Genomic DNA, 13,256 nt, shown 5'->3' on the forward strand with positions numbered 1-13,256 from the left:
ATTCATGGTCTGCATAGTTCTCGGGATGACCGAGTGAGCGAGCAACAGCGAACGTTATAATCAAAAAAAAGAGGATTTTAACCGCGTTACGGGCAAGCGCTGAAACCATTCGTTACCACCTCAATCCAGCCACGAGCCATGAGATCCCGCATGCAAGGCACCTGAACAGGATCTGTTTTGAGGAGTGCATCTCTTATGCGCGAGTAGTCTGAATTATGTGGAATGGTTAAACATCCCTCTGAGACTTGCCCGGGATGGAGTCTGAATAATCCGCGGTAAACGCCTTCTATCCATGTTCCGTCATCAATACTCAGGTCATCTTTGTACAAAGCAAACCACTCGTCGCGTCCAAAGGCCGTCCCATGGTAAAATTTATTCCATGCATCCTGAATTTGCGTCTTTGTTTTAGAAAATACGCCACCAGAGCCACGTTCTACAATCCAGTATTTACCCAGTGGTAACGGACCATTACTTTTAATGGCTCCACATGCACCGTGATTACGGTAGATACCATTGCCTGAAAAGGCCATGAAAACACCCACCCCATATAAATTAAAAGGCGCATAATCTGCACCATCAAGCGTCAACTTTCCGTGTAATGCCATGATATACCATTCCCTGATGAGGTTTGTGGCTTATCATATAAATGAAAAAATAAGTCATCAACTTTAGCCTTACGATTTTGAATTTATATTCAATTAATGTGGTGTGCATTTGATTTTTCGATTTGCTTTGTTAAGGACTGTCTTTACTGATGAGTTTTATGTGATTTTTATTTTAAATGGATTGGTTTTGTGTTTCTTGGTTTTCATTAATGAATAGTGTGAGTTGTATATCAGGTCAGTGGTTTATAAGAATTGTTTCAGTAAATCATATAATGAGGAGTGAAAACTATTTTTTCAGTAACAAAAGTGTAAATTGAAATTCACTGGCCTTCTGTAAAGGGCGGGTTAATAAGCCAACGGCGATCTTCTTATACAATAAACCGGTGATGGATGAAGGATAGCGCGGATTACGCCTCCGCGAATATAACGAAGGCCTCTGAATGACGTTACCCCAGCGACACTAAAAACCCCACCGCCACCAATGCATAAAACCCCGCACAGATCAGATCACTACGCCGTGCCCGATTGAGGTCTTTCTCTGCGGTTTGCGAAGCAAAAATCAGCGCATACAGGCTAAATATCATCACGCCGGTCAGTGCACAGGTTGCCATCAGAACATCGCACTGCCACTGCGCTGCGGGTCAGCCCATCCTGGGGAGGGAGCCGTTACCGCTGACCATGCCGTCAGCGGGTTGCAGAATAACGGTGATCACTGCCGAGCGCGAATACGTCTGTAATCGGCAGTGTTTTTACATTCAGACGTTGAATGTCTCTACGGCGAGACGCAGCGTCTGAGCCTGTTCAGAAAGCGACTGTGAGGCGGCTGAAGACTCTTCAACCAACGCAGAGTTGTTCTGCGTCACACCATCCATCTGGCTTACCGCCACGCTCACCTGAGAGATCCCCTGCATCTGCTCAGCGGACGACAGGGCGATGGTATCCATTGATGTGGCCAGTTCGTCAACCAAATCGATCACTTTAAGAATATTTTGACCTGTTTCATTCGCCACCGTAACGCCAGATTCCACCTGACTCACCGCCTGCTCAATGAGTGATTTAATGTCTTTTGCCGCCGTGGCGCTTCGCTGTGCCAACGTCCTGACTTCCGCCGCCACCACGGCAAATCCACGTCCGCTTTCACCCGCGCGTGCCGCTTCTACTGCCGCGTTAAGCGCCAGAATATTCGTCTGAAATGCAATACTTTCGATGACAGAGGTAATGTCTCTGACCTTAGACGCGCTTTGTGAAATTTCGCCCATGGTGCCTGACATACGGCGGACATCGTTTTCACCATTTTTTACGTGTAAAGCCGTATCCCTCGCGGCGTTGGCCGTCTGTCTGGCCATGGCGCTGTTACTCTGCACGGTGGCCGTCAGCTGTTCCATACTTGCCGCTGTCTGCTGGAGTGCAGCGGCCTGCTCTTCAGTGCGGGAAGCCAGTTCGTTGTTACCCTGTGAGATTTCGTTTGCTGAAAGCGCAACGGAAGCAGAGCCAGATTTAATGTCTGATACCACCCCGCGGAGCCGCGACTGCATACTGGACAAAGAGGCCATCAGGCTCCGGGTGTCATTTTTGCGTAGCTGAACCGCTGAGGTTAAATCCCCCTGAGAAATCGCATAGGCAAGGCGCTGTGCGGTCACAGGCTCACCACCCAGTTCACTCATCAGCTTGCGAATCAAATAGATGCCCGTGGACAGGCCAAAAATGACCGCGACAGCTAACAGTACCAGTAAGATCACGTAAGCCTGTTCCGTCGTTTTACGGTTGGCACTGACGGCGTCATCAGATCGCTGCGTGAGCACCTGGCCCATGGCCGTCAGTCCGTCAATCAGGGGATTCTGGGCAGGTCTGACGGTATCCAGAAGAAACTTCACTGTTGCGGCGTTATTTTTGCCCAGCGCCAGTGGAACCGTATTACTGAATGATTCCAGTGCATCTTTTTCACTGCTTTTTATCGCTTCAAACGCTTTTATTTCTTCATTGTTGCCCGACTGGTCAATCATCTGCCCCAGTTGAGTGCTGCTGTCGACAAAGCGGGTCTTTAATTTTCCGAGCCGTGCAGATTGCTCCGCGATGCCTTTTTCATCGGTAAATAACGACAGATTCCTTACTGTAATGGCCATGTCGCGCTGGATAAGCGTCAGGTCTGTGATCAGTTTTGTTTTTTTCATATCTCCCTGAACGATGGATTCAAGGGCATTTTTGGACTGATACAAAGAATGAATAGCAACGACTATGCACAGGGAAAAGAAGACGATTAACGTACCAAAACCCGAGCCGAGCCGTGTTGAGATTTTCATAAATCTTTCCTGAAGAAGGGTGGGGAGACGACGATCTTTCGGCGCAGACTCGGCAATCTTTATCCCGGCCGTGATAATTAAAATGTAAGCAATCACGACATAAACTTTTACAGGAAAAACCCCTCTCGCGGGTCTGTTAATATTTCTTATTTATAGGTTTATTTATGGCTCGGCCCGCGGCAGAAAACGGCAGATTGCGAGTGGAAACCGCGTCGCGCCAGCATCTTGCTGAGCATCCGATGGGGACAGGCCCAGTGCCGGTCATGAGGTGAGCCAGTTGCGGTAAGGGCTGTCAGGACATAAGCCATGGGTGGCAATGAAACTATGCAGTCAGCGGGCATCGCGTTAATGGTTGCGATAACCTGCTGGCAGAACGCGTTTTCCAACGGCTGAACCGCGAGCGGTGCTAAATCAGAGATCGTCATCTTTTCTGCGGTTTAGGATGAGTGCAGCCTGCGTCATGTCAGTTTCAAGTCGTATCATCAGGTTGTTATCTGCGAAGCTGACGCGCCAGGCAGATCGAATAACCGCCTGTGACAGGGGCTTTTTTTAACCCAGTGACACCAAAAACCCCACCGCCACCAATGCATAAAACCCCGCACAGAGCAGATCAAAACTGCGCCGTGCGCGGTTGAGGTACTTCTCTGCCGTACGTGAGGCGAAAATCAGCGCATACAGGCTAAATATCATCACCCCGGTCAGTGCGCAGGTGGCGACCAGAACATAGCTCTGCCACTGTGGCGCGTTGCGCGTCAGTCCTACACTGGTCACGGTGAACCAGGTTAACGCGGCTTTCGGATTGGTCAGGTGCAATCCCAGCCCTTGCAGGTAATAGCCGCGTAAACGCGCGTGGGCCTGGGCAGGACGTGCCGAAAGTTCACCGGGTCGTAAGGCACTGCGCAGCGCTTTTGAGGCCAGCCAGAGCAGATAAGCCGCGCCGAGCAGTTTTAACCAGATGATAAAACCGTTGGAAGAAACCAAAATCGCGGACACGCCAAAGGCGGTTAACAAGCCCCAGCACAGGGAGCCGGATATGACGCCGGTGGCCAGCACCAGACCGGCTGTACGGCCATAGTTCATCGCCGCATTCGCAATGGACAGGTTTCCCGGCCCGGGCGAGGCGGTGCCAATGGTGTAAATCAGTAACGCCGCAAAAAATGAAGACATGTCCCACATCCATTCGTCCGACCCGTAACCGTAAGAATGTATTAACATAATTCTGTGAAAAACACATTATGGCCTGTCTGAGATGGGCTTTTGACGCCAGGTTCACGCATTAGATTAATGCATCAGCGTCAGACGCCGGCGGATATCATCCCGCGCTTCCTTATCGGACTCTCACGCCGCCAGCGCTTCTCTTCAGACGAGAAAAAAGAGGCACGCCCCGCAGCGCACCTCCACGTCATATCACGCCACACCACTACGGCGATACGGCTAATTCTGCATCCGACGTTCCGGCATCCTTTGGCGCTTTGATCAAGATCCACAGCGCCGCCGCGCCAATCAAATCAAACACCGCCAGCGCAATGAAGAACGGGCCAAAGCCAATTATGCTGACGAACGCGCCGATAAACAGGTTAAAGATCAACTGACCCGACCAGGCACAGGCACCTGCCATCCCCACGGCGGTCGCCACCTCATCCTTTCTGAACAGATCCGCACCCAGCGTCGCGGCCACGGTAGAGAGCAACTGATGCGAGAACCCCCCAATGCTGATCAGCAACACGGCGATATAGGGGTTGTCAACAATGCTGACCAGGCCGATGGTGGTCATCAGCACCGCCCCGAGAGTAAAGGTAATGCGGCGAGAATTAATCAGGCCAATGCCACGGTCGTTCAGAAACTTCGCCACGAACCCGCTGGCAAGGCAACCCAGATCGGCCATCAGGAAGGGCAGCCAGACGAACATAGCAATCTCCTTCAGGCTGAAGTGCAGGGTTTCCACAAAGAAAATCGGTACCCAGAAGTTGATGGTTCCCCATGCCGGATCGGCCAGAAACCGCGAGATGCCAATGCCCCAGAAATTACGCTGTTTCAGTATGCGTAATGCAGAGGTCTTTTCTTTCTTCCCGGTGTGAAGGTATTTTTCCTGACCGCTTTCAATGTAGGCGCGCTCTTCCGCCGACAGCCGTTTGGCCTCTTTAGGATCGTTATAAAAGATAAACCAGACAAAGGCCGCTACGATAGCCAGGCCGCCGGCAACGACAAATGCAAACTGCCAGCTGTGGAACATAATGCACCAGGCAATCAGCGGCGGAGCCAGCATCGCCCCAAAGGAGGTGCCCATGTTAAATACCCCGGTGGCAATGCCTCGCTCCCTGGCCGGAAACCAGGTGGCCGCGGTTTTCACCCCGGCCGGAATCGCCGAGGCTTCACTAAAGCCCATAATGGCGCGCATACACGCCAGCCCCTGCCAGGAACCGATCAGAGAGTGAGCTAAGGTGGCCAGCCCCCAGACGATAGCGCAGAGAAAGAAGCCCAGCTTCAGGCCGATAGTATCAATTAACCATCCCATCACCGGCTGACCGACGGTATAAGCCAGCTGAAAGGCGCTCACCACCCAGGAATACTGCTCCTTGGTCATGTCCAGTTCTTTCATCATTGTCGGCGCGGCCACGCCCAACGCTGTGCGGTCGAGGTAATTAATGATCGTAATAAAGCACACCAGTAATATCATGTGCCATCTGTAATAGCGGATTGTTTTCATGATTGTTCCCTTATTGTTACCTTTTCCTCATGCTTTCGCTAAACAGGTAACATGATTGCTTAAATTAGATGTAGGTTAATTAATAGAGTGTTAGTTAATCTCATGATTGCATCTTGTTATTATTGGGTAAGCGATTTTGCAATAAACGCATAATCGAGTGGTGTGATTACGCGCATTGTTTAATATCGTGAAAATAACTTTCGGTAAATAATGTGATCGGCGTAACCGACATGGCTACAGCGACTAAATAGCGAGATGCGGGTTTGGCATCATGGTAACGCTAAGCTGTTCCAGCCATAACGTCATGACGAAAGCCTTTTACTGGCGGGCAGAAGGGAAGGTCCCTTACAGGTTGATGGGCTGTTTAGGTTTTTTATTTCGCCGGGTTTTAGGCGTTACGTTAATTATCACGATGGGTTTTAAGTCTGATGGTTAATAAAGCCGTCTGTAGTTGTTAACGCGAATAAGGTCGGGGCGTTATATACACATTTAAATGTTATTCTCTTTTGGTAACTTAACCTGCCAGCGCAGGTGTTTTTATGCTTTACAGAAAATAAAAATTAAGGGCAACATTCAGCGTTGGTGAACATAATAACCTGCAGGAAGGCGCTTCAACGTTATAAGAGGAATCTTAAAAGGTAGTCGTTTGATGTTGAACAGGGTTTCAGTATTATTTTCAGCTTGTGCCACCTCTAAAGGACGTGAGATGCAAATCTGTACGATGGACTACGATCGTCTCTCGCCAGACGGAAAAAGGGTTAAGCTTGACTGCTATGGCATCGGTTCATTTGATGTTTTGTCAGGCATCGATCGCTATATCAATAACCCTGACTGTTCAGATATCGAAAAGGCCGCGATCCCACCGGGCACATACTGGATAGTCGATCGTCCGAAAGGGAGCGTGCTAAACCAACTGCGTGCAGAAGTGATTGATGCTTATCATTTGTACAAAAATCATCATTCCGAATGGTTTGGTTTATACAACGCAGAAACCATGAGTGATCATGTTTACGTCAATGGCACACGGCGGGGCAGCTTTCGTCTCCATCCTTTGAACAGCGACGGCACCGGTGTTTCATGGGGCTGCGTAACGCTGTACAGCTCATCGGAGTTTCAAACCCTCAGAAATGCTTTGCTGCGGATACCCAAGATAAAAGTGCCGGGCGGGAAAGACCTGATGGCTTATGGCCGCCTTGATGTGCGCGGCATTCCAGATTTTAGTCAGTGTGGTGTGAGATGAAAATTGCGGTATTCATTATTGTGTTGCTGGCGGCTTTTGTGCTGATCCCGGATAGCTGGATCAACACGTTATTTATGAGCCATATCACCATCGAAGGCGATGGCGAAGAGGCGATGAACAGTTATTCGTTTACGTTCATCGTGGTTAAGTTCGTACTGTCGCTCGTGCTGGCTGTCCTGGCCTCCTGGGGATACCGAAAACTAAAACGTTAGCCCGCCGCACATGCCTGGCAGGACGCACTTACAGAGGCTTACCGCGGCCAGGCGTTTCCTGAACAGGATGATCTCTATTCAACGCGCGTTTGCGGGTATTTCCCGCCGTTACCGCCCGAAGACAGTTTGTCGCGAATCACACCTGCCGCTTTTCAGCCCTCACACTGCCCGTCTTGATAATGCCGTAGCGGCTGACTCGTTGACTTCCGTTTGCTTCCGTTTTTCCCCGGGTGCTGAGATCTGCATCACTTTCATGCCGCGTGCGCTCCCTTACGCTTAACGGCCAGGCTGGAGGGGCGGAAATGTTTCTGGAAGAACGACGCAATCAGATTTTGCAATGGCTGGACGAATATGAACGCGTCACCGTTAACGGGCTGGCGAGTCAGCGGCGTGTCACGCGGAAAACCAGGCGCAGACAGGGCAAGGTCTGCATTCCGGGCGCATGTCATGTGGATAGCGTCGCCAGGATGGCGCGATTTCCTAAACGTGGTGAATCGCCGATGGCGCACAGCAGCACCTCTGGGCCAGGCGGCAAGGGGGCCAGGCAGGCGATGGCCGCCAGCCGCGCCGGATCGCGCGTTCATTTGGTTGCCAAAGTCGGCACCGAAGGGGTCAGCCAGTTCGCGTTTGATCACCTTTAGTCATCAGACATTCACTCTTTCCGTTTATACCAGACCGATACCGAACCCACGGGCAGCGCCATCCTCGATGCCTCGCAGGAAAACGGCGAGAACATGATTGCTGCCTGTTCCGGGGCCAGTAAAACCCTGACGGATGCCGGGATTGCCGGGCTAACCCACGCATTCACCGAGGCGGATGTCCTGCTGCTCCCGCTTTTCCGGCGCTCAGTGTGGACACCGCCGGCGCGGGCGATGCCTTTAACGGCGCGCAGGCCGCCACCTGGGTATCGGCCTTTGCGTCCCTGGCCGTCGCGCGGGAAGGCGCAAGCACTATGCCCAAACGGCATCGGGCTGTCACCCGACTTAATCAACGATAACCCGACGTAACGCAACCGCCGCGCGCTGGCGCTGGCAGGAGAAACCATGAAAAAGATTGAAGGTATTGTCCCGGTCATGCTGACCCCGTTCACCCCGGATGATCAGATCGATTATCCCGGCCTGTCACGCCTGATCGACTGGTATCTGGCGCAGGGCGTGGACGCGCTGTTTGCAGTGTGCCAGTCGAGTGAAATGCAGTTTCTCAGCCTGGAGGAGCGCGTTGCGCTGGCGCGTTTTGTGGTGGAGAAAGTGCAGGGCCGCGTGCCGGTGATTGCCTCCGGCCACATCAGCGATGGGTTAACTGAACAGACTCAGGAGCTGCAGGCGATGGCCGGAACGGGCATTGATGCCCTGGTGCTCGTCACCAATCACCTTGATCCGCAGCATCAGGGAAGTGAGACGTTTTATGCTCACCTCAATCATCTCCTGGCGGCGCTACCGGCCGATCTTCCGTTAGGACTCTACGAGTGCCCGGCACCGTATCGTCGCCTGCTCAGCGATGAAGAGTTCAGCTTCTGCGCCAACAGCGGTCGCTTTGTGGTGCTGAAAGACGTGAGCTGCGATCTGCCCACGGTACAGCGTCGCGTCAGGCTGGCCGAAGGCACGCCATTGGCGGTAATCAACGCCAATGCGGCCATTGCGTGGCCCGCTATCCAGGCCGGTTCGCGCGGTTTCAGCGGCGTGTTCACTAACTTTCATCCAAACCTGTATGTCTGGCTTTATCACCAGGGCGCACAACAGCCTGAAAAAGCCCATGAGCTGTCGCTGTTCCTGTCACTGAGCGCCGTCACCGAAACCCTGGGCTATCCCAAAAACGCCAAAATTTATCACCAGCGCCTGGGCACCTTTACCAGCGAGCACTGCCGCGTCAACCGGGACAACGTGCTGGAGAAATGCTGGGGACTGAGCGTATTGCTTGACCAGATTCGCGAAGGCAGTGCGCTGTGGCAGTCACGCCTTTTATAACAATCGCTTTACGCTGCTTATGCATCGGTTTACTACAGGGGAAAACACCATGATTGTATGCGATCAACTTGACTGGGCGCGCGAGCGCCATGCGTTTCATCCCATCGTTGACCAGGCGATTCGCTGGATTGCGGCCAACGATTTCAGCCAGATGGAAACGGGAAAATACGATTTGCTGCCTGACAACCAAATGTTCTGCCTGCTGCAGGAAATGGAGACCGAGCCTGCCAGCGCCCGCCGGGCCGAATCCCATTTTCGCTATGTCGATATCCAGTACCTGCTGGCCGGACGTGAAACGATCGGCGTGACGCGTGCCCAGCCGCAGCATGTGATAGCGGAAGACCGTCGGATTGAAAACGATGTCGTGTTTTATCAGGACATCACGGATGAATACAGCATCGCGCTGACGCCAGGGCAGTTTGCGCTGTTCTTTCCCCACGATATTCATCGCCCTGGCTGCGCGTCTCCGCTGGCCCAGCCTGTCCGCAAGGCGGTGATTAAAATTCATCTCGATCTGTTTGCCGTGCAGGCGTTGCCATGAAGCCTTCTGCAACGATGTCAGAGACGACGGTAAGCGAGCAGGGCACGCTGAAAGGGCGACTGCGCTGGGGCATCGTTACGCTGTTACTGCTGGCGGCGATAGTGAATTACCTGGACCGCGCCAACCTCAGCATTGCCAACACCACCATTGCGGCGGAATTTGGCTTTTCCCAGACCGAAATGGGCTTACTGTTGTCGGCGTTTCTCTGGCCCTATGCACTGGCGAACCTGCCTGCGGGCTGGCTGGTGGACAAACTCGGCCCCAAAAAGATGTTCTCCTGGGCGCTGGGACTGTGGTCGGGTTTTACCGTGCTGACGGCGTTTGCCAACAGCTACAGCTATTTCTATGGCCTGCGTATGCTGCTGGGCGTGTCTGAATCCCCATTCTTTACCTCGGGGATTAAAATCACCCACCGCTGGTTTGGTGACAGTGAACGCGGGTTGCCCACCGCGATTATCAATACCGGTTCGCAAATTGCCAATGCCATTGCGCCGCCCATCCTCACCGTGCTGTTACTGACGTTGGGCTGGCGCGGCATGTTCGTTGCGATCGGTGTGATGGGGCTTCCCCTGCTGCTGGCGTGGTGGAAATTCTATCGCGATCCCAATGCCCGTGAGGATGCGCTGCTGCATGCCGGACAATACAGCGCGGCCACACCGCAAGAGAAAACCGCGGTTCGCTGGCGGTCGCTGTTCCGACACCGCACCACCTGGTTTATGGTGATCGGCAATTTCTCAATTATGTTCACGATTTGGGTCTATCTGACCTGGCTGCCGGGCTATCTGGAAAAATCGCTGGGCTTCAGCCTGAAAGCCACGGGCTGGATTGCCTCTATTCCGTTTCTGGCCGGTATTCTGGGCGTGCTGGTTGGCGGTATGCTCTCGGACAATCTGGTGCGTCGGGGCGTCAAAGCCATCACCGCGCGCAAAGTCCCTGTCGTTTCAGGGGCTGCTCTGGCCGCCTGCTTCGTGGCACCGATTCCGTTCGTCGACAGCACGCCGCTGGCAATTAGCTTGCTGTCCCTGGGCTACTTTTTCTCGCAAATGCCGCAGGGCGCGCTCTGGACGCTGGCCAGCGATATTGCACCGAAGTCTCAGGTTGCCTCGCTGGGGGCGATTCAAAACTTTGGCGGCTTCCTGGGGGCGGCGATGGCGCCCATCGTGACCGGCATTATTCTGGATACCACGGGGAAATTCACCAATGTGTTTCTGCTCGGTGCCGCGCTGCTGATGCTGGGCGCGCTGAGCTATGGCCTGTTTGTGCGTAAGCCGCTGCAGGCAAGCTAACAATCCCAACCCTGGCGGCCAGCCAGGGTTGCACCAGGTGGCAGCCCACGCTGACGGTTATCGCTGACAGGGTTTACCTTCGGTTAAAGAGGGCTGACGTGAAATGTACCAGTACGAAACCGTTTAACGCGGTAATCGGCAGAGCAGGGGGCCGATAACGTCAGTTCAGGATGATCGGCGCATCGATTGCCCTTAAAGAAAATGATTCATCCAGACGGGGGCGTTTTCTCCGTCTGTCATCGTCTTTTCTATTCGGGTTAACCTCTTTGCCCGGCGCGTAATTATCGTTTTTCCTCTTCCCGTTAATAAATCGGTTTAATTAAATTCTGTTGAACTAAAAGAGAAAATATAACAACATTGCGGCCGTTTATCATGGTATCAGGCGGTGCACTGCAGGTGGGCGGCCTGAGTCTGGCGGTGTGCACGCCGACGCCGTTTGCGTTGACGGTTGCAGCGATACAAATACAGGGAAACTGAGCGGTCGCTTTGGCAAAGACGGCGAGCAGTGATCACGCTCTACTCAACGCCAGGTCATCTGGCAGGGTTTTGACTTAACGAGAGGGGCAGGGCCTGTGAAAAATAAGCCGCGTTGCTTTAAGCAGAAGCAAGGCGTCAAAGGGCATATTCATCCTGAATCAATATCGCCAGCCTGTTAATAATGGCGTCGAGCGTCCCATCCGATGCGGATGTATGGAGCAATCCCTCAATATAGCGATCGCCGCGAGTATAAACGGTCACCAGACTCAGGCACTCAGCGACATATTGTGGGTTATCCACTGGTTCCAGCCAAAACCCGTCAGCATAAGTTGATTTTTTTCGGCGGATAGCGGCATGTTGTTTTCAATATCGTCCTGGCAGTCAGCGATGAAGCGTTTTAGTACGGTATTGTCTTGTCTGATAATCAGGAGATTAGCCCGTTGCACGATGTCATCGTGCCAGGCCAGCCGTGAAAGCCAGGATTTTGGCAGGGCATGGTAACCGTAATACGCACCCGCAAGCTGACCATAAATAGCGGCGACACTGTCCGCGTCATCGCCAAGATTTGCCGCCAGTAATGCCCCTTCCTCAAATGTCTCGCTGTGCCAGAAACACCAGAGAGCGGCTTCCAGTGAGTGAATCACATAGCCAGAACTGCTGATTTCATCACGCGATTTAAGACGGTAGCGACCTTGAATAATGGCTAAGGAGTCCGGATGCAGTGTTTTTATCCATGCGTACTGCGCAGAATGAAACGCGTTGAATAGCCTTGCTTTGGTCGGCGTGTTATCGCTGTTGAGCAGCATGTGGATCAGGCCCGTGATGTACTGGCAGGCCTCAATACATCGCTGTTCTGCATGAGTGGTGGCGCTGGCCAGTTTCGTCGCTTCAAAGACCGCAGTGAGAGGGGCGTGATGCATGAATAATGCCACAGGCGCGGTGCGCATCAGGCTGCCGTTGCCCGCACTTCTGGGGCGGTGCTGCCCGCCAGCGCAATGCCTTCAGCGCTGAATGTTTTTAACGCGAGGGCGACGGTCGTGCCAATATCGAAACAGGTTCCGGTGCAGGAGTTATAACCATAATCGCGCCAGTTGATATAGCGTCGCATTTGATCGGCAGGTACATTTTCGCCCCGTTCGATCAGGCTGTCAGCCAGACACAGCATCATGGACGTGTCATCCGTCCATTGACCGGGTTCAAGCATAAAGGGGCCACCGCCAACTAGGTCGGTTACCACCGGTTTTGCCGGTCTGGGCTGAAATTCAAGGGTGGTACCTAACGCATCGCCCAGCGCCAACCCAACTAATGCGCCTTTAGCCCGATTGATTTTATCAGCATTCATCCATTTGTCCTGATTTACCTCAGCGCCAGCCAGACAGGGCGGCACGCTTCTCGGCTTTTCAAACACGATTTGACACATTAACGCGAGTTGAAAGCGATGTCGATCAAAGGCTATTGGCGGGCAGGGGGGAGGAAAGCAGGACGGGAAAGACAGGCGTGGATTTCATTGCCACGCCGAAGCCTGACCTTTAGCGGGGCGGCCCACCGGCAACCCCAACTGAACCGCTAGTGACTTTGCTTACTGTCTTCTTCTTTATGCTTTTTCGCCAGGTAATGCCCCGCCGCGCAGCCCGCCATGGCACCGGCAACCGCATGATGTTTAAGATGGCCCGCCACGCCGCCCACCAGCGCGCCTTTCAGGCAGCCTTCGGCCTGTGCCTGAGAGGCGACCGACATCAAAAGGCCCAGTGTGACCAGCAGAAAGGGAAGTTTACGCATCGATACTCAGTCCTTATAAAGGGGAAGGTGTTAATGCTGCGACGATAACCCTAATGCGAGGCTGGCGGGTGAGAAAATGCGAGTCGTTGCACGATGGTTGCAGAAAAAAGGGCAGGTTTTGCATGCCAGAGCGTGGCGGAATTTT

General features: G+C 53.1%; 14 protein-coding genes and 1 pseudogene. 6 read left to right on the forward strand and 9 right to left on the reverse strand.

The genetic code is table 11. From position 1 onward, the window contains the following. Positions 1–86: 86 nt before the first annotated feature. The 5 genes from CMR03_RS10790 to CMR03_RS10810 all read right to left on the reverse strand — a co-directional run bounded on the left by CMR03_RS10790 (position 87) and on the right by CMR03_RS10810 (position 5,612). Positions 87–605, reverse strand: a complete 519-nt coding sequence (locus tag CMR03_RS10790) for a DUF2778 domain-containing protein (RefSeq protein ID WP_096011512.1) — start codon at positions 603–605, stop codon at positions 87–89. Between the two features lie 446 nt (positions 606–1,051). Further along, positions 1,052–1,216 carry a hypothetical protein gene (locus CMR03_RS10795; protein ID WP_244181369.1) on the reverse strand — a complete coding sequence of 55 codons (165 nt, stop codon included), beginning with the start codon at positions 1,214–1,216 and terminating at the stop codon, positions 1,052–1,054. A gap of 144 nt (positions 1,217–1,360) precedes the next feature. Continuing rightward, positions 1,361–2,905 (reverse strand): methyl-accepting chemotaxis protein, encoded by a 1,545-nt coding sequence (locus CMR03_RS10800; protein WP_096011513.1) that lies wholly within the window; start codon positions 2,903–2,905, stop codon positions 1,361–1,363. A 549-nt stretch (positions 2,906–3,454) separates the two neighbouring features. Further along, positions 3,455–4,081, reverse strand: coding sequence for a LysE family translocator (locus CMR03_RS10805; RefSeq protein WP_096011514.1), 627 nt, complete (start codon positions 4,079–4,081; stop codon positions 3,455–3,457). A 244-nt stretch (positions 4,082–4,325) separates the two neighbouring features. Continuing rightward, positions 4,326–5,612: an MFS transporter gene (locus tag CMR03_RS10810; protein WP_096011515.1), complete on the reverse strand. Its 1,287-nt coding sequence runs from the start codon at positions 5,610–5,612 to the stop codon at positions 4,326–4,328. Positions 5,613–6,333: 721 nt separating this feature from the next. On the opposite strand from CMR03_RS10810, the gene CMR03_RS10815 reads away from it, so the two are divergent. From CMR03_RS10815 to CMR03_RS10840, 6 genes and pseudogenes are all read left to right on the forward strand, one after another. Continuing rightward, positions 6,334–6,852, forward strand: a complete 519-nt coding sequence (locus CMR03_RS10815) for a DUF2778 domain-containing protein (RefSeq protein ID WP_306822223.1) — start codon at positions 6,334–6,336, stop codon at positions 6,850–6,852. After that, complete coding sequence (locus tag CMR03_RS10820) at positions 6,849–7,064, forward strand: hypothetical protein (protein WP_063878265.1); 216 nt, start codon at positions 6,849–6,851, stop codon at positions 7,062–7,064. Before CMR03_RS10815 ends, CMR03_RS10820 begins: the two co-directional genes overlap by 4 nt. Positions 7,065–7,366: 302 nt before the next feature. Beyond that, a pseudogene (locus tag CMR03_RS10825) lies at positions 7,367–8,061 on the forward strand (PfkB family carbohydrate kinase). A 46-nt stretch (positions 8,062–8,107) separates the two neighbouring features. Continuing rightward, positions 8,108–9,028 carry a dihydrodipicolinate synthase family protein gene (locus CMR03_RS10830; RefSeq protein WP_096011516.1) on the forward strand — a complete coding sequence of 307 codons (921 nt, stop codon included), beginning with the start codon at positions 8,108–8,110 and terminating at the stop codon, positions 9,026–9,028. A 49-nt stretch (positions 9,029–9,077) separates the two neighbouring features. Next, positions 9,078–9,569 (forward strand): NanQ anomerase/TabA/YiaL family protein, encoded by a 492-nt coding sequence (locus tag CMR03_RS10835; RefSeq protein WP_096011517.1) that lies wholly within the window; start codon positions 9,078–9,080, stop codon positions 9,567–9,569. After that, positions 9,566–10,855: an MFS transporter gene (locus tag CMR03_RS10840; RefSeq protein WP_096011518.1), complete on the forward strand. Its 1,290-nt coding sequence runs from the start codon at positions 9,566–9,568 to the stop codon at positions 10,853–10,855. Before CMR03_RS10835 ends, CMR03_RS10840 begins: the two co-directional genes overlap by 4 nt. Before the next feature lie 612 nt (positions 10,856–11,467). Here CMR03_RS10840 and CMR03_RS25230 read toward each other — a convergent pair. The 4 genes from CMR03_RS25230 to CMR03_RS10850 all read right to left on the reverse strand — a co-directional run bounded on the left by CMR03_RS25230 (position 11,468) and on the right by CMR03_RS10850 (position 13,111). Beyond that, a complete protein-coding gene (locus CMR03_RS25230) occupies positions 11,468–11,632 on the reverse strand; it encodes a DUF6508 domain-containing protein (RefSeq protein WP_158087020.1) in 165 nt (54 codons plus the stop codon). After that, positions 11,599–12,279: an ADP-ribosylglycohydrolase family protein gene (locus CMR03_RS25985; RefSeq protein WP_208625018.1), complete on the reverse strand. Its 681-nt coding sequence runs from the start codon at positions 12,277–12,279 to the stop codon at positions 11,599–11,601. Before CMR03_RS25985 ends, CMR03_RS25230 begins: the two co-directional genes overlap by 34 nt. Beyond that, on the reverse strand, positions 12,279–12,674 hold the full coding sequence (locus CMR03_RS25990; protein ID WP_208625019.1) for an ADP-ribosylglycohydrolase family protein: 396 nt from the start codon (positions 12,672–12,674) through the stop codon (positions 12,279–12,281). The genes CMR03_RS25985 and CMR03_RS25990 overlap by 1 nt, the downstream gene beginning before the upstream one ends. Before the next feature lie 224 nt (positions 12,675–12,898). Continuing rightward, the gene (locus tag CMR03_RS10850; protein ID WP_063878268.1) at positions 12,899–13,111 is read right to left on the reverse strand and encodes a hypothetical protein; all 213 of its coding nucleotides are present in this window, start codon (positions 13,109–13,111) and stop codon (positions 12,899–12,901) included. Positions 13,112–13,256: the final 145 nt, after the last annotated feature.

The sequence above is a fragment of the Pantoea allii genome (assembly GCF_002307475.1).
GTDB lineage: Bacteria > Pseudomonadota > Gammaproteobacteria > Enterobacterales > Enterobacteriaceae > Pantoea > Pantoea allii.

What these genes read in the sequence shown, in the direction of transcription:
- CMR03_RS10790 (WP_096011512.1), bottom strand. Translation starts at nt 605, where the DNA reads ATGGCATTACACGGAAAGTTGACGCTTGATGGTGCAGATTATGCGCCT.
- CMR03_RS10795 (WP_244181369.1), bottom strand. Translation starts at nt 1,216, where the DNA reads ATGGCAACCTGTGCACTGACCGGCGTGATGATATTTAGCCTGTATGCG.
- CMR03_RS10800 (WP_096011513.1), bottom strand. Translation starts at nt 2,905, where the DNA reads ATGAAAATCTCAACACGGCTCGGCTCGGGTTTTGGTACGTTAATCGTC.
- CMR03_RS10805 (WP_096011514.1), bottom strand. Translation starts at nt 4,081, where the DNA reads ATGTGGGACATGTCTTCATTTTTTGCGGCGTTACTGATTTACACCATT.
- CMR03_RS10810 (WP_096011515.1), bottom strand. Translation starts at nt 5,612, where the DNA reads ATGAAAACAATCCGCTATTACAGATGGCACATGATATTACTGGTGTGC.
- CMR03_RS10815 (WP_306822223.1), top strand. Translation starts at nt 6,334, where the DNA reads ATGGACTACGATCGTCTCTCGCCAGACGGAAAAAGGGTTAAGCTTGAC.
- CMR03_RS10820 (WP_063878265.1), top strand. Translation starts at nt 6,849, where the DNA reads ATGAAAATTGCGGTATTCATTATTGTGTTGCTGGCGGCTTTTGTGCTG.
- CMR03_RS10830 (WP_096011516.1), top strand. Translation starts at nt 8,108, where the DNA reads ATGAAAAAGATTGAAGGTATTGTCCCGGTCATGCTGACCCCGTTCACC.
- CMR03_RS10835 (WP_096011517.1), top strand. Translation starts at nt 9,078, where the DNA reads ATGATTGTATGCGATCAACTTGACTGGGCGCGCGAGCGCCATGCGTTT.
- CMR03_RS10840 (WP_096011518.1), top strand. Translation starts at nt 9,566, where the DNA reads ATGAAGCCTTCTGCAACGATGTCAGAGACGACGGTAAGCGAGCAGGGC.
- CMR03_RS25985 (WP_208625018.1), bottom strand. Translation starts at nt 12,279, where the DNA reads ATGCGCACCGCGCCTGTGGCATTATTCATGCATCACGCCCCTCTCACT.
- CMR03_RS25990 (WP_208625019.1), bottom strand. Translation starts at nt 12,674, where the DNA reads ATGAATGCTGATAAAATCAATCGGGCTAAAGGCGCATTAGTTGGGTTG.
- CMR03_RS10850 (WP_063878268.1), bottom strand. Translation starts at nt 13,111, where the DNA reads ATGCGTAAACTTCCCTTTCTGCTGGTCACACTGGGCCTTTTGATGTCG.